This window comes from Vibrio sp. MarTm2, from assembly GCF_027587055.1.
In the GTDB taxonomy this organism is placed as follows: Bacteria; Pseudomonadota; Gammaproteobacteria; order Enterobacterales; family Vibrionaceae; genus Vibrio; species Vibrio sinaloensis_D.
In genome coordinates this window covers 837,264-862,203 of record NZ_JAPPTK010000001.1, presented here as the reverse complement: position 1 = coordinate 862,203, position 24,940 = coordinate 837,264, and the positions used below count along the sequence as shown (strand labels likewise).

The 24,940-nt window shown below is 46.9% G+C and carries 13 protein-coding genes; 7 read left to right on the top strand and 6 right to left on the bottom strand.

What is annotated here, in order from left to right:
* The first annotated feature begins 6 nt into the window (after window positions 1–6).
* From infB to truB, 3 genes are all read left to right on the top strand, one after another.
* Window positions 7–2,691 (top strand): translation initiation factor IF-2, encoded by a 2,685-nt coding sequence (gene infB / locus OH458_RS03985; protein WP_269977338.1) that lies wholly within the window; start codon window positions 7–9, stop codon window positions 2,689–2,691.
* Between the two features lie 114 nt (window positions 2,692–2,805).
* Window positions 2,806–3,213, top strand: coding sequence for a 30S ribosome-binding factor RbfA (gene rbfA / locus OH458_RS03980; protein ID WP_038139735.1), 408 nt, complete (start codon window positions 2,806–2,808; stop codon window positions 3,211–3,213).
* Window positions 3,213–4,163: a tRNA pseudouridine(55) synthase TruB gene (gene truB, locus OH458_RS03975; protein WP_269977337.1), complete on the top strand. Its 951-nt coding sequence runs from the start codon at window positions 3,213–3,215 to the stop codon at window positions 4,161–4,163. The genes rbfA and truB overlap by 1 nt, the downstream gene beginning before the upstream one ends.
* Window positions 4,164–4,229: 66 nt before the next feature.
* Here truB and OH458_RS03970 read toward each other — a convergent pair whose 3' ends face one another.
* From OH458_RS03970 to gltB (OH458_RS03950), 5 genes are all read right to left on the bottom strand, one after another.
* A complete protein-coding gene (locus OH458_RS03970; RefSeq protein WP_269977336.1) occupies window positions 4,230–4,658 on the bottom strand; it encodes a DUF1499 domain-containing protein in 429 nt (142 codons plus the stop codon).
* 104 nt (window positions 4,659–4,762) lie between these two features.
* Window positions 4,763–6,175, bottom strand: a complete 1,413-nt coding sequence (locus tag OH458_RS03965) for an FAD-dependent oxidoreductase (protein WP_269977335.1) — start codon at window positions 6,173–6,175, stop codon at window positions 4,763–4,765.
* A 20-nt stretch (window positions 6,176–6,195) separates the two neighbouring features.
* On the bottom strand, window positions 6,196–10,659 hold the full coding sequence (gene gltB / locus OH458_RS03960; protein WP_269977334.1) for a glutamate synthase large subunit: 4,464 nt from the start codon (window positions 10,657–10,659) through the stop codon (window positions 6,196–6,198).
* Window positions 10,660–11,088: 429 nt separating this feature from the next.
* Complete coding sequence (locus tag OH458_RS03955) at window positions 11,089–12,558, bottom strand: glutamate synthase subunit beta (RefSeq protein ID WP_269977333.1); 1,470 nt, start codon at window positions 12,556–12,558, stop codon at window positions 11,089–11,091.
* Entirely contained in the window at window positions 12,558–17,105 is a 4,548-nt protein-coding gene (gene gltB, locus OH458_RS03950; protein ID WP_269977332.1) for a glutamate synthase large subunit, read from the bottom strand. Before gltB (OH458_RS03950) ends, OH458_RS03955 begins: the two co-directional genes overlap by 1 nt.
* A 535-nt stretch (window positions 17,106–17,640) precedes the next feature.
* Here gltB (OH458_RS03950) and OH458_RS03945 point away from each other — a divergent pair.
* The 4 genes from OH458_RS03945 to OH458_RS03930 all read left to right on the top strand — a co-directional run bounded on the left by OH458_RS03945 (window position 17,641) and on the right by OH458_RS03930 (window position 23,330).
* Window positions 17,641–18,585 carry a TIGR01212 family radical SAM protein gene (locus tag OH458_RS03945; protein WP_269977331.1) on the top strand — a complete coding sequence of 315 codons (945 nt, stop codon included), beginning with the start codon at window positions 17,641–17,643 and terminating at the stop codon, window positions 18,583–18,585.
* A 64-nt stretch (window positions 18,586–18,649) separates the two neighbouring features.
* Window positions 18,650–20,401 carry a GGDEF domain-containing protein gene (locus tag OH458_RS03940; protein ID WP_038190876.1) on the top strand — a complete coding sequence of 584 codons (1,752 nt, stop codon included), beginning with the start codon at window positions 18,650–18,652 and terminating at the stop codon, window positions 20,399–20,401.
* Between the two features lie 117 nt (window positions 20,402–20,518).
* The gene (gene arcB, locus OH458_RS03935) at window positions 20,519–22,882 is read left to right on the top strand and encodes an aerobic respiration two-component sensor histidine kinase ArcB (RefSeq protein ID WP_269977330.1); all 2,364 of its coding nucleotides are present in this window, start codon (window positions 20,519–20,521) and stop codon (window positions 22,880–22,882) included.
* A 1-nt stretch (window position 22,883) separates the two neighbouring features.
* On the top strand, window positions 22,884–23,330 hold the full coding sequence (locus OH458_RS03930) for a hypothetical protein (protein WP_269977329.1): 447 nt from the start codon (window positions 22,884–22,886) through the stop codon (window positions 23,328–23,330).
* A 71-nt stretch (window positions 23,331–23,401) separates the two neighbouring features.
* On the opposite strand, the gene tolC is transcribed toward OH458_RS03930, so the two are convergent.
* The gene (tolC, locus tag OH458_RS03925; RefSeq protein ID WP_005472844.1) at window positions 23,402–24,727 is read right to left on the bottom strand and encodes an outer membrane channel protein TolC; all 1,326 of its coding nucleotides are present in this window, start codon (window positions 24,725–24,727) and stop codon (window positions 23,402–23,404) included.
* Window positions 24,728–24,940 lie beyond the last annotated feature (213 nt).

Here is a 24,940-nt window from a genome sequence, read left to right as displayed (position 1 = left end):
AGCGGCATGACACAAATTACTGTTAAGGCACTGAGTGAAGAAATTGGAACTCCAGTGGACCGCTTAATTGAACAACTTGCTGACGCTGGTATGAAGAAAGCGAGTAGTGATCAAGTTTCTGACGAAGAAAAGCAGAAACTTTTGACTCACCTTAAGAAAGAGCACGGTGACACATCTGGTGAAACTGAGCCTACTCGCTTAACACTACAGCGTAAGACTCGCAGCACATTGAGCGTTAATGCCGGTGGCGGTAAGAGTAAGGATGTTCAAGTAGAAGTGCGTAAAAAGCGCACTTACGTGAAGCGCAGCACTATCGAAGACGAAGCAAAACGTGAGGCTGAGGAAGCAGCCAAACGTGAAGCCGAAGAGCTTGCGACGCGTGAAGCTGAAGAGCAAGCGAAACGTGAAGCTGCAGAGAAAGCACAACGCGAGGCCGAAGAGAAAGCGAAGCGAGAAGCGGACGCAAAACGTGAAGCTGAAGAGAAGGCCAAACGCGCCCAAGCTGATAAGGCTAAGAAAGACATGAATGCAAAGAACGCGGAAGCGAACACGCAAGCGAAGCAAGAAGCTGATGAACTAAAACGTCGTCAGGAAGAAGAAGCGAAGCGCAAAGCTGAACAAGAAGCTGCGAAGCTTGTTGAAGAAGCTCGTAAACTAGCTGAAGAGAACGAAGCTCGCTGGACTGAAGAAGAGAAGAAGAAGAAAGAGTTGGAAAACTCTGACTACCATGTGACAACTTCTTCTTACGCTCGTGAAGCTGAAGATGCAGCTGACCAGAAAGAAGAGAAGGCGCCTCGTCGTCGTAAGAAGAAGCCAGCTGACAAGCAAGCTACTAACAACCGTGGTGGTCGTAACCAACGTGGTCGTGGCGGTAAAGGTAAACTGGCTAAACCAACTTCAATGCAGCAAGGCTTCGATAAGACAGCATCTGTAGCGAAAGCTGACGTTGTTATCGGTGAAACTATCGTTGTTTCTGAGCTTGCGAGCAAAATGGCTGTTAAAGCAACAGAAGTTATCAAAGTAATGATGAAGATGGGCGCTATGGCGACTATCAACCAAGTGATCGACCAAGAAACAGCACAACTTGTTGCTGAAGAGATGGGTCACAAGGTAATCCTACGTAAAGAGAACGAGCTAGAAGAAGCGGTACTAAATGACCGTGACAACAACGCTGAAGCGGTTCCTCGTGCTCCTGTTGTAACTATCATGGGTCACGTTGACCACGGTAAAACGTCTACCCTTGACTACATCCGTAAAGCTCACGTTGCTTCAGGCGAAGCGGGTGGTATCACGCAGCACATCGGTGCATACCACGTTGAAACTGAAAACGGCATGATTACCTTCCTTGATACTCCTGGACACGCGGCGTTTACTGCTATGCGTGCTCGTGGTGCTCAAGCGACAGATATCGTAGTTCTAGTGGTAGCGGCAGACGATGGCGTAATGCCACAAACAATCGAAGCGATCCAGCACGCGAAAGCGGCAGGCGTTCCTTTGATTGTTGCTGTGAACAAGATCGATAAAGAAGACGCGAACCCAGATAACGTTAAGAACGAGCTAGCTCAGTACGACGTTATTCCTGAAGAGTGGGGCGGTGAGAACATGTTCGTTCACATCTCTGCGAAACAGGGCACAAACATCGACGGTCTTCTAGAGACTATCCTTCTACAATCTGAAGTTCTAGAACTGACTGCGGTTGAAGAAGGCATGGCATCTGGTGTTGTTGTTGAATCTCGTCTAGATAAAGGTCGTGGTCCAGTTGCAACAGTACTTGTTCAGTCAGGTACTCTAAACAAAGGCGACATCGTTCTTTGTGGTCAAGAGTACGGCCGTGTTCGTGCGATGCGCGATGAGAACGGTCAAGAAGTGACATCTGCTGGCCCATCAATTCCTGTAGAGATCCTAGGTCTTTCTGGTGTACCAGCATCTGGTGATGAAGCGACAGTGGTACGTGATGAGCGTAAAGCTCGTGAAGTAGCGAACTACCGTCAAGGTAAATTCCGTGAAGTGAAACTGGCTCGTCAGCAGAAAGCGAAACTAGAGAACATGTTCTCTAACATGGCTGCGGGTGAAGTTGCAGAGCTGAACGTTGTTCTTAAAGCTGACGTACAAGGTTCTGTAGAAGCAATCTCTGATTCTCTACTGAAACTTTCTACTGATGAAGTGAAAGTGAACATCGTTGGTTCTGGTGTTGGTGGTATTACTGAAACTGATGCAGTACTTGCAGCAGCGTCTAACGCTATCATCCTTGGCTTTAACGTTCGCGCTGATGCAACTGCACGTCGTACAGTTGAGAACGAAAACCTAGACCTACGTTACTACTCAATCATTTACCAATTGATTGACGAAGTTAAACAAGCAATGGGCGGTATGCTAGCTCCAGAATTCAAGCAAGAGATCATTGGTCTTGCTGAAGTACGTGACGTATTTAAGTCACCGAAGCTAGGTGCAATCGCTGGTTGTATGGTTACAGAAGGCACCATCAAGCGTAACAACCCAATCCGCGTACTACGCGATAACGTTGTTATCTACGAAGGTGAACTAGAGTCACTTCGTCGCTTTAAAGATGATGTTCAAGAAGTTAAGAACGGCTACGAATGTGGTATCGGCGTTAAGAACTATAATGATGTTCGCGTTGGTGACCAGATCGAAGTATTCGAAATCGTAGAAGTTAAACGTACTCTTGATTAATTGACTAGCATTACTGACTTACTCATTGATGAGTAAGTAGTAATTGGTTGTTGAATACGCCATGGGGGGCTGGAATTAATCCATCCCCCCATTCTTTCTAATAAGAGAAAAGATATGTCAAAAGAATTTAGCCGTACGCAGCGCGTTTCTCAGCAGCTGCAAAAAGAACTCGCGATGATCCTGCAGCGTGAAGTTCGTGATTCTCGCCTAGGCATGGTGACAATTTCTGATGTAGAAGTGTCACGTGACCTTGCATACGCAAAAGTGTTTGTTACTTTCCTATGTGTGGGTGAGCAAACGCCTGAGTCTTGCCTTGAAGCGCTTCGTGAGCATGAAGCTCACATCCGTATGATGCTAGGTAAGCGCATTCGTCTACGTCTAACACCTGAAGTTCGCTTCCATTACGACAATACCTTGGTTGAAGGTATGCGTATGTCGAACCTAGTTTCAGAAGTCGTGAGCGAAGATAAGCGTAAGCAGCAAGAATCTGGTCGCGAAGACGATCAAGCAGGGGAAGAGTAATGGCTCGTCGTCGTAAAGGTCGTCCAATTAATGGTGTTGTCCTTCTGGATAAACCAACAGGCATTTCATCTAATGATGCGCTGCAAAAAGTAAAACGCATTTACTTTGCAGAGAAAGCAGGTCATACCGGTGCTCTGGATCCCCTAGCGACGGGTATGCTGCCAATCTGTCTTGGTGAAGCAACCAAGTTCTCTCAGTTCCTATTGGATTCTGATAAGCGTTACCGAGTGATCGCTAAGCTGGGTGAGCGGACCGACACCTCTGATTCTGATGGTGAAGTAGTTGAAACGCGCCCGGTGGATGTGAACCTTAAAAAGCTGGAAGCGTGTATTGATAAGTTCCGTGGTGAGTCTGATCAAGTACCTTCAATGTTTTCAGCGTTGAAGTATCAGGGGAAGCCGCTGTATGAGTACGCACGTAAAGGCATCGAAGTACCGCGTGAGTCACGTAAAATCACGGTGTACGAAATTGTACTGCATCGCTTCGAAGGTGATGAAGTCGAGATGGAAGTTCACTGCTCGAAAGGCACTTACATCCGCACTATCGTTGATGATCTTGGCGAGATGCTTGGCTGTGGTGCTCACGTGACGATGCTTCGTCGTACTGGTGTTGCAAAATATCCTTACGAGAAAATGGTAACGCTTGAGCAACTCAATGAATTACTTGAGCAAGCACACCGTGATGAAGTGGCACCAAAAGAGTTGCTTGATCCGCTGCTATTACCAATGGACACTGCGGTAGAAGACCTACCAGAAGTGAACCTGAATGCTGAGCTAACTAATCTTGTTCAGCATGGTATGCCAGTGCAAGTGTTTGGCGCACCAGAGGGGACACCCCTTCGTATGACTTCCGGTGAAGAGAAACTGTTCATTGGCGTTGCTGAAGTGAATGACGATGGCAAGGTGGCTCCTAAGCGTCTTGTTGTTTTTCGCGAAGAAGCTGAGCAGTAATCTGCTTTCCAACTAAGAAAAAACCGAAGCCCAGTGTTTCGGTTTTTTGTTTTTTGAACCCTATGGCTATTGGATCAGATTATCCGCTTTTAGGAGTTCTCTTAGCTGCTCAGCACGTTTACGGTTGACGCCAAAGTCTGAATATCCAACGCGAGATTCAGATCGAACGAGCAGTCTATCGCCTTCGATTCTTAACTCTAAATCATCGACAAAGCGCATGATCTTAGAAGTGCACTCGATTCGTAGATAGTTGTCTTGTTTGACGGCAGTTTTTGCGCCCGAGAGTCGGAGTGCAGCAGCTTCAATTGAGTCTACGCTAGCGTTGCTTGTAATAACAAATAGCGACAGCTGATACTTTTCGCGATTGTCTTGCGTTGACACGCAGTTAGGTTTATCACCACAAGGTGAGGCAGTGCGATCCGTCATGGTTTGAACTCCTTGGCTACAGGCGGTTAAACCCAACATAGCAATGGAAAGGAGAGCGGCTTTCTTCATGTTGAATTCCTACTTTTTTATTTTGAGCTAATTATATGTAGAGAAAGAAAAAAGGATCCAGCAATTGGACCCTTTTGTGATATTGATAGAGCTTTGTGAGTTTCTTAAACCTCTAAGAAGTCCAAGATTCCCTCTGCGGCTTTACGGCCCTCATCGATAGCTGTCACGACGAGATCAGAGCCGCGAACGGCATCGCCACCGGCAAAGATCTTTTTGTTGCTCGTTTGGAACATAAACTCTTGATCGGATGGTGCTTTGATTCGCCCCCATTGATCAAGATCTACGCCGTAAGGTTCTAACCAACTCATTTGATGAGGTTGGAAGCCAAATGCCATGATGACTGCATCTGCTTCAAGAACGTGTTCGCTCCCTTCTACTGGCTGCGGACGACGACGTCCCGCTTCATCAGGCTCACCTAATGCCGTTTTCACCACTTTCACGCCTGACACGTTACCTGAACTATCCAGTTCAAGACCAAGAGGCTGAAGGTTGAACATGAAGTTAACCCCTTCCTCTTTGGCATTTTTTACTTCACGGCGTGAGCCCGGCATATTGGCTTCGTCACGGCGATAAGCACAGATGACATGGTCAGCATTTTGACGAATAGAAGTGCGAACACAGTCCATAGCGGTATCACCACCACCAAGCACTACGACTTTCTTACCTTTCATATCAATGAATGGCTTGTCGTCCTCTAAATCCATCACTTTATAGGTATTGGAAATGAGGAAAGGAAGCGCGTCGTAGACACCCGGTGCATCTTCGTTTTCGAGGCCGGCGCGCATATTCTTATAGGTTCCCACGCCAAGGAAGACCGCATCGTAGTCATCGATGAGTTGCTGCATTTGGATATCTTGACCGACTTCAGTATTAAGGCGGAACTCGACACCCATTTCGGAAAAGACTTTACGGCGGTTTTCCATCACCCCTTTTTCGAGCTTGAATGATGGAATACCGAAGGTGAGTAGGCCACCGATCTCTGGATAGCGATCAAATACCACGGGCTTAACGCCATTGCGGACAAGGATATCAGCAGCCGCTAACCCAGCAGGACCCGATCCAATGATCGCGACCTTTTTTTCCGTCCATTCAACCTTCGACATGTCTGGTTTCCAGCCCATTTCGAACGCTTTGTCGGTGATGTATTTTTCAATATTCCCAATCGTGACAGCGCCAAAGTCGTCGTTAAGCGTACAAGAGCCCTCACACAGTCGGTCTTGCGGACATACTCGTCCACAGACTTCAGGTAGGCTGTTGGTTTGGTGAGAAAGCTCTGCCGCTTCGATGATTCGACCTTCATTGGCTAGCTTTAACCACTGAGGGATATAGTTGTGAACTGGGCACTTCCATTCACAGTAAGGGTTACCACAATCTAAACAGCGATCCGCTTGGGCCGTTGCTTGTTGTTTGGTAAAAGGCTCGTAGATTTCAACAAACTCTATTTTACGAATCTTAATTGGCTTTTTCGCAGGGTCGACGCGTTGAACATCAATAAATTGGTATACGTTCTGGCTCATGATCTATACATCCTCCATGATTATTGGGCTTGAACGCGCAATTCTGCAGCGCTGCGACTTTGGTGGCCAAGGAGCGTGTTTAAATCCGCTGACTTTGGTTTCACCAAGTAGAACTTTGGAATCCATTCATCAAAGTTCGCCAAAATATCTTCAGCATGCGCTGAGCTGGTTTCTTCTAGGTGTTCGGCAATTAGACCACGTAGATGCTCTTGGTGAATATTGAGATCTGACAATGCGACAGCTTCGACAGACTCTTCGTTGACACGGCCTTGGAAGTCATCATTCTTATCGAGGACATAGGCGAAACCACCAGTCATGCCCGCACCAAAGTTAACGCCAGTAGCTCCAAGTATCGCAACAATACCACCGGTCATGTACTCACACGCGTTATCGCCAGCGCCTTCAATTACGGCAATCGTGCCTGAGTTACGTACACCGAAACGCTCACCAGCGGTACCTGAGGCAAATAACTTACCTCCGGTTGCACCGTATAGACAGGTGTTACCAATGATGGTCGCTTCATTACATTTAAACGTCGTGCCTTGGTGTGGCTTGATGACGATCTTGCCACCAGCCATACCTTTACCGACGTAGTCGTTTGCATCCCCAGTCAAGTAGAGCTCAACGCCTCCGGCGTTCCATACACCGAAAGATTGGCCTGCTGTGCCATCAAGGTGGAGCTTAATTGGTTTGGCAGCCATGCCTTGGTTGCCATAACGCTTGGCGATTTCACCAGATAGGCGAGCGCCAATTGAACGGTCGGTATTGATGACGTTATAGAAGAAGTCTGCGGATTGCTTCGCTTCCACAGCGGCTAGCGCGTCTTCAATAATCTGTTGGTTGAGCTCTGCTTTATCAAACGGTGCATTCGGCTCTGTCCAGTAAACGGGGTGGCCTTGCGGAGACACTGGTGCTTCCAAGATATTTGAAAGGTCGAGTTTACTTTGTTTAGCAGTCATCCCTTCTACCGCTTCTAGTAGATCGGTACGGCCAATCAGATCAGTGAGCTTTTCTACGCCCAGTTCAGCAAGGAGTTCACGCACTTCATCAGCAAGGCCGATAAAGTAGTTCATCACCATTTCAGGTAGGCCTTTGAAGTATTCTCTACGTAGAGTGTCATCTTGGGTTGCAACACCTGTCGCACAGTTATTTAGGTGACAGATACGTAAGAACTTACAGCCCATTGCCACCATGGGTGCCGTACCAAAGCCGAAGCTTTCCGCACCTAAAATAGCGGCTTTTACCACATCTAGACCGGTCTTTAAGCCGCCATCGACTTGCAGGCGAATCTTATGACGAAGCCCATTCGCGACTAGTGCTTGTTGAGTTTCCGCTAGGCCGAGCTCCCAAGGACTACCGGCATACTTGACTGAAGTGAGCGGGCTTGCCGCAGTACCGCCGTCATAACCTGAGATAGTAATCAAGTCGGCGTAGGCTTTGGCAACGCCAGTGGCTATGGTACCAACGCCCGGCTCAGAGACCAGTTTTACTGAGACGAGTGCTTTTGGATTGACTTGTTTAAGATCGAAGATTAGCTGGGCCAAATCCTCAATCGAATAGATATCATGGTGAGGAGGAGGGGAGATTAGTGTTACTCCTTGCACCGAATAACGCAGCTTAGCAATCTCAGCAGTCACTTTATGCCCCGGTAGCTGACCACCTTCACCAGGTTTAGCCCCTTGCGCCACTTTAATTTGCAGCACATCGGCATTGGTTAGGTAATGCGGTGTAACACCAAAGCGACCCGAAGCAATCTGCTTAATGCGTGAGTTGCGCTCGGTACCGAAGCGACGTGGGTCTTCGCCCCCTTCACCTGAGTTTGAGTAGCCACCTAAACGGTTCATCGCAGTAGCCAATGCTTCATGTGCCTCTGGGCTGAGGGCACCAATCGACATGGCTGCCGAGTCAAAACGCTTAAACAATTCTGTGCTCGGCTCAATCTTCTCAAGTGGAAGAGCTGTGTCAGCCTTTTTCAGTTGCATTAAGTCCCGCAGCATCGCAGTAGGACGTTCATTGACCTGCTTAGCAAAGCTCTTATAGTCTGATGACTCGCCCGACTTGACTGCTTGTTGCAGTGTACCGACGACGTCTGGGTTGTAGGCATGGTACTCGCCACCGTGCACATACTTAAGTAAACCGCCATGCTCGATAGGTTTGCGTTTTGCCCATGCTTTGCGTGACAGGTTGTAGATATCTTGCTCAAAGTCTTCGAAGTTGGCGCCTTGAATGCGTGTTGTGACACCTTTGAAGCATAGGTCAACAACGTCTTGGCTTAGACCGACCGCTTCGAATAGTTGCGAGCATCGGTAAGAGGCTACCGTCGAAATGCCCATTTTCGACATGATTTTGAACAGGCCTTTATTGATACCGTACTGGTAGTTTTGCATCACCTCACGGTAGCTTTTATCAATTGCGCCATCGTCGATTACTTTGCCAAGTGCTTCATAAGCGAGGTATGGGTAGACTGCCGTAGCACCAAACCCAAGCAGAACCGCAAATTGGTGAGGGTCACGTACAGTGCCTGTTTCGGCGATGATGTTTGCATCACAGCGCAAGTTCGCATCAATTAGGCGACTTTGTACCGCGCCCACTGCCATCGCTGCCGGAATGGGGAGCAAGCCTTTGGTCAAGTTTCTGTCCGAAAGTATGACAAGTACGGTTCCATCTTTGACGGCGTCAACGGCTTGCTCACACAGATCTTGGATCGCTTTTTCTAACCCTTTTTCTTCCGGATCGTAATTGATATCAATTGTGGTACTGCGGTAGTACTCGTCATTGAGCTCAAGCAGTTGCTGCATATCAGAGTAGAGTAGAACGGGTGACCCAAAGGTAACTCGGTGGGCGTGACCATCGGTCTCACAGAAGACATTCATCTCTTGGCCGATGCTGGTTGCAAGCGACATTACATGCTTCTCACGCAGTGGGTCGATTGGCGGGTTAGTGACCTGAGCAAACTTTTGGCGGAAATAATCAGTGATCAAACGCTCTTTTGAAGAGAGCACGGCCATTGGCGTATCATCCCCCATTGAACCTACCGCTTCTTGGCCCATATCACCTAGAACACGTAGCACTTGATCAACTTCTTCATTGCTCATTGCAAACTGTTTTTGATACGTTTTCAGTTGGTCGTCATCGAAGCTACGCTCGCCAACTTGATCATCCGGCAAATCGGAAAATGGGGTGAGTTTATGGACATTGTTTTCCATCCATTCTCGATATGGGTGGCGACCTTTTAGATCGTTATCAATTTCGCTCGATTGCCACAGTTTACCGCGGCGAGTATCGACAACGAGTAGTTCCCCAGGACCTACGCGGCCTTTTTCAGCCACTTCATCTGGCGCGTAATCCCAAATGCCCACTTCAGAGGCAAGCGTAATTAGCTTATCTTTAGTAATGACGTATCGAGCCGGACGTAAACCGTTTCGGTCTAGGTTACACGCTGCGTAGCGACCATCAGATAGAACAATGCCCGCAGGGCCGTCCCACGGTTCCATATGTTTGGAGTTAAAGTCGTAGAAGGCACGAAGATCTGGGTCCATATCTGGGTGATTCTGCCATGCTGGCGGAACCAACATACGCATTGCGCGGAAGATATCCATGCCTCCAGCCAAGAACAGATCCAGCATATTATCTAAGCTGGAAGAGTCCGAACCTGTTTCATTCACAAATGGCGCAGCTGTCTGTAAGTCTGGTAGTAGCGGTGAAGAAAACTTGTATGCGCGCGCACGAGCCCATTGGCGGTTGCCCTCGATGGTGTTGATCTCTCCGTTGTGAGCCAGATAACGGAATGGCTGAGCGAGAGGCCAACGTGGCTGAGTGTTTGTTGAAAAACGCTGGTGGAACAAACAGATTGCTGACTCCATACGAAGATCGGCTAGATCTAAGTAGAAGCGCGGAAGGTCGGCGGGCATACATAAGCCTTTGTAGACCATGACTTGGGTCGACAAACTACAAATATAGAAGTCACTATCATCAGTGATCTGTTTTTCAATACGTCGACGGGCAATATAAAGGCGGCGCTCGATATCTCGCTCGCGCCAGCCCGCAGGAGCTGAGATAAAGACTTGCTGAATGCTTGGCAGTGAATCTGCGGCAATTGGGCCTAATACTGCTGAGTTGGTTGGGACTTCTCGCCAACCTGAAACAGTAAGGGTTTCACGGGCAAGTTCTTGGTTTATAACATCTTTGGCTAATTGAGCTTTAGCCGGGTCTTGGTTGAAGAAAATCATACCTACGGCATATTGTTTGCCAAGGTTAAAGCCACTTTCTTTCGCGATTAAACGTAGGTAAGAGTCCGGCTTTTGTAGCAATAGGCCACAGCCATCACCGGTTTTACCATCTGCGGCAATACCGCCGCGGTGAGTCATTCGGTCTAGTGCTGAAATCGCGGTACGCACCAATTTATGGCTTGGTTCACCTTCCATGTGTGCAATCAAGCCAAATCCGCAGTTGTCTTTCTCAAGACTTGGATCATATAGAGCCATTGCAATTCTCCCTTTGCTTCACCTGTCTTCCCGACAGAACTACCAACATTTAAAGGGTTGGTATATATGACTAACTATGCGTTCTAATTGTTATATATCGAATAGATATGCGTTAAATGCCTATGGAGTATTTAACAAAAATTGAGGAATTCATTTTCATCGACTTCACAACGTATAGGTTATTATGAAAAAGGTCAAGTTCCTGGTGGAAAATCATGTCAATGTGCGATTTACCACGTAATACGCTGTGATTGTCTATATAATTCAGGAGGTTAAGGTTTTAGTTGTTACAATTTTGCAACAAGGCCCGTTTGGGGAAAATAAAAAAGACCAGCACAATGTACTGGTCAAATCATAAAGTTTGGAAGGAATGATTGTTTAATTAAGGCCACCTAGCATCTACTAAAACGCGTCACTAGGTGGTTTTACTTATGCTGATAGCATCAGCGAGTTGGCTTTTGCCTCTAAATTAGAGTTGCCCATGAGGTAGTTGTCGATCGCAATCGCACACTCACGGCCTTCGTTGATACAGCGTACGACCAAGGATTGACCCGTTCGCATATCACCTGCTGCAAAGACACCTTTTTGGTTAGTTGCGAAACCATCAGTCGCCACGTTACCACGCTCATCAAGTTTAATATCTAGCTGAGCAAGGACACCAGTTGGCTCAGGGTGTAAGAAGCCCATTGCTAGAAATGCCATATCACAAGGAATGACACGTTCGCTGCCTTCAACTTCTTTGAAGCTCGGTCGCTCACCTGGTTTCGCATCTTCCCATACGATATCAGCCAAACGTAGACCTGTGACTTCACCTTTATCGTTGCCGATGAACTCTTTAGTCAAGATATTCCAATGGCGATCAACCCCTTCTTCGTGAGATGTTGAGGTGCGCAGAATCATCGGGTACTGAGGCCAAGGCATATTAGCAGGGCGTTTTTCTGGTGGAATCGGCATGATTTCCACTTGAGTTACGCTTGCTGCCTTGTGGCGGTTTGATGTACCCACACAGTCAGAACCTGTATCACCACCACCGATAACCACAACATGTTTACCTTTAGCGTGAATCTCTTCAGTTTTAAGGTCCATGTTGTTTGCGCGGCGGTTGTTTTGACCTAGGAATTCCATTGCAAAGTGAACGCCTTTTAGCTCACGTCCTGGAACGGGTAGGTCACGAGGAACCGTTGAGCCGCCAGTCAGAAGTACCACATCAAACTCTTGACGAAGCTGCTGAGCATTTACATCCACACCGATGTGTTGATTCACTTTGAACTCAACACCCGCTTCAGCCATTAGGTTGATCTTACGATCAATCACATCCATACCCAGTTTGAAATCAGGAATACCGAAACGCAGTAGGCCACCGACCTTTTCATCACGTTCAAACACAGTCACAGAGTGACCAGCGCTGTTTAGCTGCTCAGCAGCTGCCAGACCTGCCGGGCCGCTGCCGATGATTGCAACCGTTTTACCTGTGCGAGAGCGAGGTGTTTTCGGTTTTGCGTACCCTTCACGGTACGCAGTTTCGACAATCGTTTTCTCGATGTTACAGATAGTGATTGGATCTTGGTTGATACCTAGCACACATGCGCTTTCACAAGGAGCAGGACAAACGCGACCTGTGAACTCTGGGAAGTTATTGGTTGAACTTAGGATGTTCCACGCTTCTTCCCAACTGTCGCGGTAAACCGCGTCGTTGAACTCAGGAATGATGTTACCAATCGGACAACCGTTGTGACAGAAAGGTACGCCACAGTCCATACAACGAGAAGCCTGAGTATTGATCTTCTCACCAAACTCTTCGTTCAGAACGAATTCTTTGTTGTTTTCAATACGAACGGATGGATCGATCTTCTGAGGAAGCTCGCGACCATGTTCTAAAAATCCAGTAGGCTTACCCATTATACTGCCTCCACTTGTTCCGTTTGTGCTTGCTCTGCTTCTGCCTTACGCTTTTGAAGTACCGCTTTGTAGTCACGCGGCATAACCTTAACCATCGAGGCTAAGCTTGCTTCAAAGTTGTCTAGGAAAGACTTAGCGACTTCACTTCCTGTGAATTCAACTTGCTTGGTTAGCATCTCTTTCAGTAGTTCGCGGTCTTCTGCTTCGATTGGATCGAGGTCGACCAGTTCAGGGTTGAGCTTGGTTTCAAAGTCACCAGACTTATCCCAAACATACGCCACACCGCCACTCATACCTGCCGCAAAGTTACGACCTGTTGAGCCAAGGATTACGGCGACACCACCTGTCATGTATTCACAACCGTGGTCACCTACACCCTCTACAACGACTTTCGCGCCCGAGTTACGTACACAGAAACGCTCACCAGCCATACCGCGAATGTAAGACTCACCCGAAGTCGCACCGTAGAAACATACGTTACCAACAACGATGTTATCTTCAGCTACGATGGTTGATTTCGCATCTGGGTAAAGCACAAGCGTACCGCCAGACAGACCTTTACCCCAGTAGTCGTTAGCGTCACCTTCGACTTCGAACTTCATGCCCTTAGCAAGGAAAGCACCGAATGATTGGCCAGCAGAACCGTTGAACTTGACGTTCATTGGCTGAGGCAGACCTTGGTCTTTGTAAACCTTAGAAATTTCGTTCGATAGCATGGTACCCGCAGAGCGGTCGGTGTTGATGATCGGGAACTCAGCGTTGACTGCTTCACCTCTCTCAAGTGCTGGGATAGCCGCTTGAATCAACTTACGGTCGAGAACGTCTTCTAGGTTATGGTTTTGCTCTGTCTGGTTGTAAACGCCATCGTCTTCACGAGCCTGTTCAATATGAAGGACAGGAGACAGATCGAGGTTTTTGTATTTCCAGTGTTTGATGTCTTCACGAACTTTCAGTTTGTGAGATTGACCAACCATCTCATCGATAGTGCGGTAGCCAAGCTCAGCCATCACTTCACGTAGACCTTCAGCCATGTACTGGAAGAAAGTAACAACGTCTTCTACGCGGCCATCGAAGCGCTCACGTAGCGTCTTGTTCTGAGTAGCGATACCAACAGGACAGGTGTTCTTATGACACTTACGCATCATGATACAGCCTTCAACAACGAGAGCGGCTGTAGCCACACCCCATTCCTCTGCACCTAGTAGTGTAGCTACTGCAAGGTCGCGCGGTGTTTTCATCTGACCATCAGACTGAACCACGATACGGTTACGTAGGCCGTTCTTTAGTAGAGTTTGGTGCGTTTCTGCTAGACCAAGCTCCCAAGGCAAACCTGTGTGACGAATAGATGACATTGGTGATGCACCTGTACCACCATCGAAACCTGCGATAAGTACAACGTCAGCTTTAGCCTTTGCTACACCAGAGGCGATGGTACCAACACCCGCTTCTGATACGAGCTTGACGTTGACACGGCCAGCTCGGTTAGCGTTTTTCAAGTCGTAGATTAGCTGAGCCAAATCTTCGATTGAGTAGATATCGTGGTGCGGCGGTGGCGAGATTAGACCCACGCCCGGAGTCGAGTGACGCGTTGCACCGATCCAGTCATCAACCTTATCACCTGGTAGCTGACCACCTTCACCTGGTTTCGCACCTTGAGCCATCTTGATCTGTAGCTCATCTGCGTTAGTTAGGTAGTAAGACGTCACACCAAAGCGGCCTGAAGCCACCTGTTTGATTGCAGAGCGTTCCCAATCACCGTTTTCTTTACGTTCGAAACGAGTTGGGTCTTCACCACCTTCACCAGAGTTCGATTTCGCGCCGATGCGGTTCATCGCAACGGCTAGTGTTGAGTGCGCTTCGTAAGAGATAGAACCGAATGACATTGCACCTGTTGCGAAACGCTTAAGGATGTTTTCGATTGGTTCTACTTCTTCTAGCGGGATGGAACCTGCTGGGTTCTTAACAAAGTCTAGCTGGCTACGTAGTGTTGCAGCGTTATCGCCTTGGTCATCCACCGCTTTCGCATATTTCTTGAACTGAGCGTAGTCTTTGTTACGAGTTGACTCTTGTAGCAGTGAGATAGTTTCAGGGTTAAACAGGTGCTTCTCACCACGCTGTTTCCACTGGTAAACACCACCAACATCAAGAACTTGTACTGGAATTTCACGAGTTGGGAAACCAACACGGTGACGGACAAGTACTTCCTTCGCGATGTCATCAATCGTTAGACCTTGGATACGTGAAACGGTACCTGTGAAGTATTTATCAACGACAGACTTGCTGATACCCAGTGCTTCAAAGATCTGTGCACCGTGGTAAGACTGCAGCGTTGAGATACCCATCTTCGAGAAAATCTTCAGAAGGCCGCCGTTGATCGACTTACGGTAGTTCTCAAATAGGTCACGGATATTGGTTTCAGGGTCAAGCTTCTTAGTGCGTTGCAGTTCTACCATAGTTTCGATCACTAGGTATGGGTTCACTGCGTTTGCGCCGTAACCAACTAGGGTTGCAAAGTGGTGCGTCTCACGCGCGTCACCGGTCTCTACCACGATGTCACACTTCGCACGTAAACCTTTACGGATTAGGTGGTGGTGAACTGCGCCAACCGCCAACATTGCTGGGATAGCGGCGTGGTTAGAGTTAACAGCACGGTCAGTTAGAAGGATGATTGAGTAACCATCGATCACTGCGTCTTCTGCATACTGACAGATACGCTTCAGTGCTCGCTCTAGTTTGCCTTCGTCTTCGCTTGCTTGGAATACGATGTCTAGCGTCTTCGCTTGAAGGTGCTCGTTATCGATAGCACGCAGTTTCTCAAGCTCAGAGTTAGAAAGAACTGGCGACTCAAGCTCTACTTTTTGACAGTGTTCTGGAGATTCAGCAAGAAGGTTCTGGTCCTTACCTAGGTAAGTGTTCAGAGACATAACCATACGCTCACGAATCGGGTCGATTGGCGGGTTGGTTACCTGAGCAAACAGCTGCTTAAAGTAGTTGGATAGATGTTGTGACTGGTGCGAAAGAATCGCTAGTGGCCAGTCGGCACCCATTGCAGAAAGCGGCTCTTTACCATCTTTCGCCATAGGTACGATGATTTCGTTCACTTCTTCAGAGCTGACACCGAACGCTTGCTGCTTATGCAGTAGCTTCTCAGGTGAAGGCTGGCTGAATTCGTTGCTAGCATCTGGCAGTTTCTTCAGGCTTAGTAGGTTTTCTTCAACCCACTTCTCGTATGGCTGCGCTGATGCAATGCCATCTTTCACTTCTTCATCAGAAATGATGCGGCCTTGCTCTAGGTCAGCTACGAAGATACGACCTGGTTGCAGACGACCACGGTACTCAACGTTCTCAGGTTCAATCTCAACAACACCAGATTCTGAAGCCATGACTAGGAAGTCATCTTTGGTCACTGTGTAGCGAGAAGGGCGCAGACCGTTACGGTCTAGAGTGGCGCCTACTTGAACACCATCAGTGAAACATACGGAAGCAGGACCATCCCACGGTTCCATTACGTTCGCATGGTATTGGTAGAACGCACGACGAGTTGGGTCCATGTTTTTGTTTTCTTGCCATGCTTCAGGGATCATCATCATCAACGCATGTGGCAGGCTACGACCAGATAGAACTAGGAGCTCTAACGCCATGTCGAAGTTAGATGAATCAGATGCGCCTTCCTGACAGATAGGCAGTAGCATGTCGATCTCTGCTTGAGTAAACAAGTCAGATTCGATGATTGCTTCACGGGCTTTCATCCAGTTCAGGTTACCGCGAACTGTGTTGATTTCACCGTTGTGCGCAATGTAACGGAAAGGCTGAGCTAGACGCCAGCGTGGGAATGTATTGGTAGAGAAACGAGAGTGAACTAGCGCAAGCGCACTCACCATCGTTGGATTCTGTAGATCTAAGAAGTATTGAGGTACTTGCTCTGTTGTTAGCTGACCTTTGTACACCACTGTCTTGTAAGACATTGAGTTGATGTAGAAGTCATCGCCAATGTTAGAGACGCTTTCTAGACATACGCGAACGGTGTAGTTACGTAAGACATACAGTTTACGCTCTAATTCTTCCGGTGTAATACCAGGACCACCAGAAACAAACACGTGCTCAAACTGAGGCTCAGTGCTCAGTGGATCGGCACCAATCATCGAGTTGTCGGTTGGTAGAACACGATAGCCAATAACGTCTAGTTCAAGACGCTGGGCATTGCGTTCTAAAATATCGCGACACTGTGCACGCTTGTGTTCATCTTTAGGGAAAAGTACAACACCAACACCGTACTTCTCAAAAGAAGGCAGCTTAATACCAAGCTTGACCGCTTCTTCTAAGAGAAATTCGTGAGGCTTTTGTAGCAAAATACCAGCACCGTCACCCGAGCATGGGTCACAACCTTGGCCGCCACGGTGTTCCATTCGTGCAAGCATATCAAGTGCTTGAGTAACTACTGCGTGTGATTTGCGGTTTTTTAGGTGAGCAACAAAACCGATACCACAAGCGTCATGCTCCAGTTCTGGAGTATAAAGACCTTGTGATCTTTGCTCTCTATCTACCATGGATACATCCTTCCAGTTCAAACAGGCGCAATTTGGCTAGTCGAAACTAGTTCTACGTCCTGTCCTTTATTTTTATGATTCGAAGTCAACTTAGGTTGGTGACTTTGATTCCATTCCGTATCTCGCAGGAAAAATATTGCGAGAAAAACAATCCTTGGTGATTTCCCTGTTTTTTGTATCACTATTTAGTGATTTATATAGGTGGGAGTGGGGAAATACCGACGTTTTAGTAATTAATTGTGTAATTAAATACACAAAAAAAACTAAAATCTGAAAGTATCCTACAATTTTGTCAGCTCGAAATGCAATCAAAAATCGTCTTTGTTGCTCAATTTTTTCGTAGTTTAAATGAATAATATGTTTAACTTTTACGTAACATTCGGCTTGAGGCACGTGTTTTGTGCATGTTTATTGACTTTGCTTAACTTGCAGCCTGTTTGAAAGCGATACATTTCACACTTCAATATTTTCAAAACTGTAATTTAATTACATTAAATCGCAATGATATTTATTATCATTATTTTCAGGGGCAAACATGCAGTTACATGAGTTAGTTAATACCATTGGTCAGGATCTCCAACGTCGGTACGGAGAAAAGGTCCATAAGCTGACTTTGCATGGTGGATTTAGCTGCCCCAATCGCGATGGTACGATTGGTCGAGGAGGCTGTACCTTTTGTAATGTTGCGTCGTTTGCAGACGAAGACGCTCAAATAAAAAGTATCCATGAGCAGTTAACCGATCGCGCTGGAGAAATCAGCCGCGCCAAGAAGTATCTGGCGTACTTTCAAGCGTACACAAGCACTTATGCAGAAGTGCAAGTTCTAAAGAACATGTATGAGGAAGCCCTTAAAGCCGCCGATATCGTCGGTTTGTGTGTCGGCACTCGTCCAGATTGCGTACCCGAAGCGGTATTAGAACTGCTATCAAATTACGTTCAGCAGGGGTATGAGATTTGGTTGGAGCTTGGACTTCAGACGGCAAACAACGACACGTTGAAGCGCATTAATCGAGGCCATGATTTTGAGTGTTACGCCGAGATCACTCAGCGAGCTCGAGCGCTTGGCATTAAGGTATGTACTCACTTGATTGTTGGTCTACCTAAGGAATCGCGCGAGGATAATATCAGCACCTTAGATAAGGTGCTTCAGGTCGGCACCGATGGGATTAAGCTTCACGGATTGCATATCGTTGAAGGAAGCACTATGGCAAAGGCATGGAAAGCGGGCCGTTTGCAAGCGCCAGAATTGGATGAGTATGTAGCCATTACGAGTGAAATGATTCGCTTAACCCCTCCAAACGTGATTTACCATCGCGTATCCTCTGCGGCACGACGGCCAACATTACTCGCTCCTTTGTGGTGTGAGAATCGATGGTTAGCAATGACGGAAATTGGTCGTCAATTGAATCGTGAAGGTGCGCAAGGTTCATTATTAAATCAACCATTTATATATACAAAACCATTATTAAAGGCAGATTAACTGCCACGAAGCTGATATCTTAGTATCCTTATATAACAAGTGTTAAATGGAAATGAGAGATCAGATGGATCAGTTGTTGGTATGGTTGTGGGAAACCTCTCAAGGTCATGGCGTTGATTTCATAGTTATTATCGTCTCGATCTCTATTCTTTGGTCCGTTTACACTCGTTTTCAGCGTCAGCTGGAGCAATTGATTTTGCAAACGCCCACCGCCGCGATTTTGATTGACGCAGAAAATGCACAACTTGTCATGGCCAACTCGCTAGCCAAGCAACTGCTTGGGATTCGCAAAATCGGCAAGTCTTACTTTCTCCCACAGAATGAAACCCAGCAGGAACTGCGATCGTTAATTGATGGGCTTGGCAGCGATAGTAACAACCAAGCGTATATGATCGAGTGGAGCATCTCACAACACACGAAAGTTAAACTGGATGTCTGCGGAAAACAAACCACTTTCCGAGGTCGCTCGGTTTGGTTTGTCAGCTTAATTACCCACCAGTCGACTTCTCATGAAAAGTTAGAAGAACTGCAGTCTCTTCGTATGTACAAAAGTGCTTTTGATCACTTATCTGAATTGGTTTTTATCAAAAATATAGACGGAGAGTTAGTGGCTGCTAATCGAGCGTTCGAGCGATTTTGGCAAGGGCGAGTCGAAGAGGGAGCTGCGGATATCCACGGTATTATTGAAGGGCGAGCGAGCAAACGAAGATGGACCACTACACCGGATGGTCGTAGTTGTTTGTTAGAGACGAACCAAACGGTGTTGCTTTCGCCTGAAGGCGATAAAGTTGGGTCGTTGGGCATCAGCCATGATGTTACTGACTGGCACAATATGCAGCGTAATCTACGTGATGAAATGGAAAAGCGTAAAGATACGGAAATTGCCTTGGCCCAAAGAGACACCATTTTACAAAATATTCTTGAATCTTCCCCAGACTCAATCGGCATATTTAATGAAAATATGGTTTATCAGGCATGCAACAAACCATTTGTGAAAGCCTTGGGGATTTCGGACGTTGACGACTTGCTCGGCAAGCGTCTGCAAGATGTGATTCCGGATGAAAGTTACAGTCGCTTGTCTGAGACTGACAATAAAGTTCTCTATGAAGGGAAATCGCTGCGCTATATCGACCGCGTTGTGAGCAGTAATGGTGAATGCACGTGGTACGACGTAGTGAAGTCGCCATTTAGAGATCCAGCTTCCGGAACCAACGGCGTTCTAATCATGGCGCGTGACGTCTCAGAACGTTACCTTGCTGAGCAGAGGTTAGAAGAGGCGAACCTAGAACTTGAGCGTTTGAGCTTCATTGATGGCTTAACACAAATATCCAACCGTCGCCGTTTTGATGAACAGTTAAAAACGTTGTGGAGTATTCATATCCGCGAAAAGCAACCTTTGACTGTCATGCTATGTGATATCGACTACTTCAAAGGGTTTAACGACTATTATGGCCACTTACGTGGTGATGAAGTGTTGATCAAGGTTGCGGAGGTCTTTGAGCGAGCCTTACCTCGTTCGAGTGATTGTGTTGCAAGATATGGTGGTGAAGAGTTTGGTTTTATTCTTCCTAATACGACGGTGGAAGGAGCCATTAAAGTGGCAGAACGGATCCACCAAGGCGTCATTGAGTTAGCCATTGAGCACAAGGCCTCGCAAGTCTCCTCGGTTGTTACCGCGAGCATTGGTTTGGTTTCCATTGTCCCTCAACCACATGATCGCAGTGACACCATTGTCGCCTTGGCAGACAGTGCGTTGTATCAAGCGAAAGCAAATGGTCGCAATCAAACTTGTGTGCATCACACATCCAATAATTAACTACAATCCGTTTTGGAATCTTTTCGCGGAACGCTAGGAAAACGGGTACTATTATTGTTCATCTATTCAATCTATTGATTAGATTATAGTTTGCCTTGTGTCCGTTCGGAGCGTTTGATGAAGCCGATAAAAAACCTCGCCCAGTATTACGTTGATCTACTTGTAAAGCTGGGCATCCTTCGTTTCTCCATTCTACTCGCTTTAGCTTTAGTGGCTTTAGCGGTCGTTGTTCAAGTGGGTATTACGCTCGTGTTGAGCGGACATGTTGATGATATAGATATCGTTCGCTCGGTATTTTTTGGTCTGCTGATTACCCCGTGGGCGGTTTACTTTCTTTCTGTGGTGGTTGATCAGCTAGAAGAGTCACGTCAACGGTTATCCAAACTTGTCTCGAAGCTCAAAGACATGCGCTCACGAGACCAAGAACTCAACATCAAATTGCAGCAAAACATTGCTAAGTTGAATCAAGAGATCGAGGAACGGATTAAAGCGGAAGAAGCGCGTGAAGAGGCAATGAAAGACCTTGAGAATGAGGTGTATCAGCGTGAACGCACTCAGCTTGAACTGGCAGAACGCACGGCATTGTTGCGCTCGTTTATCGATGCGTCGCCGGACTTAATTTACTACCGAAATGCAGACGGGGTGTTCTCTGGATGTAACCGCGCAATGGAAGAGCTGACAGGCAAAAAAGAGAGCCAACTTGTTGGATTGACACCTTGGGACGTGTACAGCAAAGAAGTCGCTCAGCAAATTGTGGATACAGACCAAAAAGTCTTTTCTGATAATCAGGCGTTGACCTATGAGCAGTGGCTTGAATATCCCGATGGTCACAAAAACTACTTTGAGCTGCGTAAAGTGCCTTTCTACAGTAAAGATGGGCGCCACCTTGGTCTGGTTGGGTTTGGACGAGACATCACCGAGCGCAAACGTCACGAAGAATCCCTCGAAAAAGCCAGTCGAGATAAAACAACCTTCATCTCAACCATCAGCCATGAATTGCGAACGCCGCTCAACGGCATTGTCGGCTTGAGTCGTATGCTGCTTGATACCCAATTAACCGAAGAGCAGCGCCATCACATGCAAACTATTAATGTGAGTGCGATTACGCTCGGCAATATCTTTAATGACATCATTGACATGGACAAGTTTGACAGACGCAAACTTGAGCTATACCCATCCGAATTGAACTTTGAAAACTTCGTCGCTGAAATCGAAAGTATTTCAGCGTTGATGGCGACACAAAAAGGGCTGCGTTTCGATCTCGAGCGATTGAGCAGTTTGCCCTCTGAGATTGAAGTCGATGCGACTCGCTTACGCCAAGTGCTTTGGAATCTGATTAGCAACGCCATGAAATTTACCAAAGAAGGTGGGGTTGTGATGACAGTAAGCGCTGAGATGGAGGACGCGTTTGCCACCATAACCATGGAAGTGGAAGACAGTGGTATCGGCATTCCAGAAGCAGAGCTGGAAAAAATCTTTGCCATGTATTATCAGGTTAAATCGGGTAAAGATAACCTTCATGCCGTTGGGACGGGGATTGGTCTCGCGGTGTCGAAGCAGCTCATTAATATGATGGATGGCGATATTACCGTCACCAGTGAAGAAGGGTTTGGCAGTACTTTCACGGTAACGATTCGTGTCCCATTGGCGGCAGAACAAGAGTCAGTTCTTGAAGCGCCTGCAACGCAACCTGAGCTGAATATTTTCATGGTTGAAGACATCGAGCTTAACATCACGGTCGCTCGCTCCTTACTGGAGAGTATGGGACATGAAGTGTCGGTCGCCATGACAGGTCAAGATGCAATTGAAATGTTCGATCCGGAGATCTACGACCTTGCGTTTTTAGATATTCAGTTGCCTGATATGACAGGGTTCGATGTTGCCGACTTCTTCCGCAAAACATACAAAGACCTTCCACCTCTCGTCGCTCTGACGGCAAACGTGTTGAAGAATAAAACGGAATATCTCGAAAAAGGTATGGATGATGCGATCAGCAAACCATTGTCGGTGACTGACGTGCACAATGTGATCGCCAAATTTACCCAACAGCCAGGGCACGTCTTCGAAGCCACCTCTAAGAGCGTAGAGGAAGAGTCTTCAGAAACCAGTGAGATCTACTCTCGTCTGCTGGATCTCGATATGTTGGAGTCTTATGTTGGCATTGTTGGAGCCGATCCGGTGCTAGATAGTATTGCCATGTTTGAAGAGATGATGCCAGGTTACTTGGAACTGTTGGACTCCAATATGACGGCGAAACACCAAGAGGGGATTGTCTCTGAAGCGCACAAAATAAAAGGTGCAGCGGGTTCAATAGGCTTGAAGCATATCCAGCAAATCGCGCAAAAAGCGCAATCGCCCGATTTACCTGCTTGGTGGGAAAACATCGACGATTGGGTTGAAGAGATGAAAAATGAATACCTCAACGACATAGAGGTACTCAAAGAGTGGTTAGGTAATCAAACTCAGCAACAAGGAAAATAAGATGAAAAAATTCGCTTTGCTGTCGCTAAGTGCAGCGCTATTGGCAGGATGTGCAAATGAACCTGTTGTTTGGGAACAAACAAACACGATCGAAGTGGCTCAAACGAGCATCGCGCTTAAAAGTAATCTTTGGGTAAACAAAATGCCAACGATAGGTTCGGTTCAAGACAGTACACTGCATGGTGCGCTCTATTTAGAGTCAGATAAAGTGCTGCCTGCCCAGCTGGTGGTTGAATCACTATCAATCAAACAGGGTGATGAGAGTTGGCAAATTGATGGCGACTTACTGGATTTACGTACTCACAACCAGAATCAATGGGAGTTGGCGTTTGTATGGCAGTTTGAGCTAGATGCTGAGAAACCGGTTGATGTTGCGCTGCAAGTTCGAGTTGATGATAAAACAGAGTGGCTTGTAGAAACGGGCGTAGTGATTGATACCGTTTACTAGAAGCAGAAGGCTTCGTTCAAACAAAAAAGAGCAGGCACATCAGGTGCCTGCTCTTTTACTATGGTTTGAGATTATTTCTTCGCGGTACGTAGACCTGCGTTGATATCCATAATGTCTTGTTCGCTGAGTGTGCCAATCGCTTGGCGAAGCTGCAATTCGCTGAGGATGTAATCGTAGCGAGCGTTCGACAGGTTTTTATTGGCATCATACAAGCGACGAGTTGAATCTAATACGTCTACGATAGTACGTGTGCCTACATCGAAACCGGCTTCTGTTGCTTCAAGCGCTGATTCTGCTGATACAACAGTTTGCTCGTATGCACGCAGAGCACCGATTGACGCACTGATGTTATTGTTAAACGCGCGAACATCTTTGACGACGCTGCGGTATTGTGCTTCTAGATCTTGGCTCGCCGCAACATAGCTGTACTCAGCTTGCTTAGTTTGAGAGCTAATATTACCACCCGTGTAGAGCGGGACTTCTAGGTTGATGCCTACGTTGAAGTTGTCGGCGTCGTAATCGTTACTGCTATTTGACACATCGGATAGTGAATAGCCACCATCAAGCGTCAGAGATGGTAAGTGGCCAGAGCTAGCAAGAGAAATCTTGTCTTTGGCAACATCTTGAGCGATACGAGAAGATAGCAAACTTAGGTTTTTCTCTTGTGCTTCTTCAATCAACTGAGTAATTGGCGTTGAGTTGCGGCTTGCAGAAAAACGCTTCGTGTCTAACACGTCGAGTTGTGCGTGCTCTTGACCTGTAATTTCTCGTAGCCCTTCGTAGCTATTAATCAAGCTGTTTTCTGCCAGTACTTCATCAGCAAGTACTGCATCGTACTGAGCTTGCGCATCGTGTACGTCGGTAATTGCAGAAAGACCAACTTCAAAACGCTGTTTGGTCTGTTCAAGCTGGCGACCAACGGCTGCTTTTTCCGCTTGAACAAACTCTAGATTGTCTTGCGCACGTAAAACGTCAAAATAGGCTTGTGCGACACGAAGAATTAATGCTTGTTGAACTGCAGCATAAGAGGCATCCGCTTGGCGTGCTGTTTTCTCTGCGATGTCGAGTGTTACCCAGCTTGAACGCTTGTAAAGCTCTTGACTAAAGCCAATAGACGCGCCGAATTGATTGCTATCGGTGTCTACCTTACCGCCCGAATTCAAATCTTGTTCACCACGATTAATGTCGTAGCTCGCTTTTAATGAAATTTGAGGGAGTAGCGTCGAGCGACTAGAAGTTACTGCTTCGAAAGCTGCATCGCGTTGAGCAGCCGCACTGAGGAGTGTTGGATCGTTTTCTTTCGCTTGGTTGTAGATTTCAGCGAGCGTATCAGCAAAAGCACTGGTGCTCATACTTCCTAGAGCTGCACTGATAAATAGTGGAAGCAGTTTCTTCATAGGTCCTATTCCTGCCAAAAGATGAAAAGGGTTACTCGTCAAGAGTTTAACCCATACTGATGTAAATTCATGCAAAACTTTGCAACTTTTTACACTTAACTATCCACTTGTGCAATATATTTTATTATTCAATTTAACTCAGAATATAAAAATTATATAAAAAGTTGAGCCATGTCCTTGGAAGTTAAGCTTTTGTCTGAGTAAACTATAAGA

Excerpts from the sequence above, each read along its gene's own strand:
- infB (WP_269977338.1), top strand. The coding sequence starts at position 7 with ATGACACAAATTACTGTTAAGGCACTGAGTGAAGAAATTGGAACTCCA.
- rbfA (WP_038139735.1), top strand. The coding sequence starts at position 2,806 with ATGTCAAAAGAATTTAGCCGTACGCAGCGCGTTTCTCAGCAGCTGCAA.
- truB (WP_269977337.1), top strand. The coding sequence starts at position 3,213 with ATGGCTCGTCGTCGTAAAGGTCGTCCAATTAATGGTGTTGTCCTTCTG.
- OH458_RS03970 (WP_269977336.1), bottom strand. The coding sequence starts at position 4,658 with ATGAAGAAAGCCGCTCTCCTTTCCATTGCTATGTTGGGTTTAACCGCC.
- OH458_RS03965 (WP_269977335.1), bottom strand. The coding sequence starts at position 6,175 with ATGAGCCAGAACGTATACCAATTTATTGATGTTCAACGCGTCGACCCT.
- gltB (WP_269977334.1), bottom strand. The coding sequence starts at position 10,659 with ATGGCTCTATATGATCCAAGTCTTGAGAAAGACAACTGCGGATTTGGC.
- OH458_RS03955 (WP_269977333.1), bottom strand. The coding sequence starts at position 12,558 with ATGGGTAAGCCTACTGGATTTTTAGAACATGGTCGCGAGCTTCCTCAG.
- gltB (WP_269977332.1), bottom strand. The coding sequence starts at position 17,105 with ATGGTAGATAGAGAGCAAAGATCACAAGGTCTTTATACTCCAGAACTG.
- OH458_RS03945 (WP_269977331.1), top strand. The coding sequence starts at position 17,641 with ATGCAGTTACATGAGTTAGTTAATACCATTGGTCAGGATCTCCAACGT.
- OH458_RS03940 (WP_038190876.1), top strand. The coding sequence starts at position 18,650 with ATGGATCAGTTGTTGGTATGGTTGTGGGAAACCTCTCAAGGTCATGGC.
- arcB (WP_269977330.1), top strand. The coding sequence starts at position 20,519 with ATGAAGCCGATAAAAAACCTCGCCCAGTATTACGTTGATCTACTTGTA.
- OH458_RS03930 (WP_269977329.1), top strand. The coding sequence starts at position 22,884 with ATGAAAAAATTCGCTTTGCTGTCGCTAAGTGCAGCGCTATTGGCAGGA.
- tolC (WP_005472844.1), bottom strand. The coding sequence starts at position 24,727 with ATGAAGAAACTGCTTCCACTATTTATCAGTGCAGCTCTAGGAAGTATG.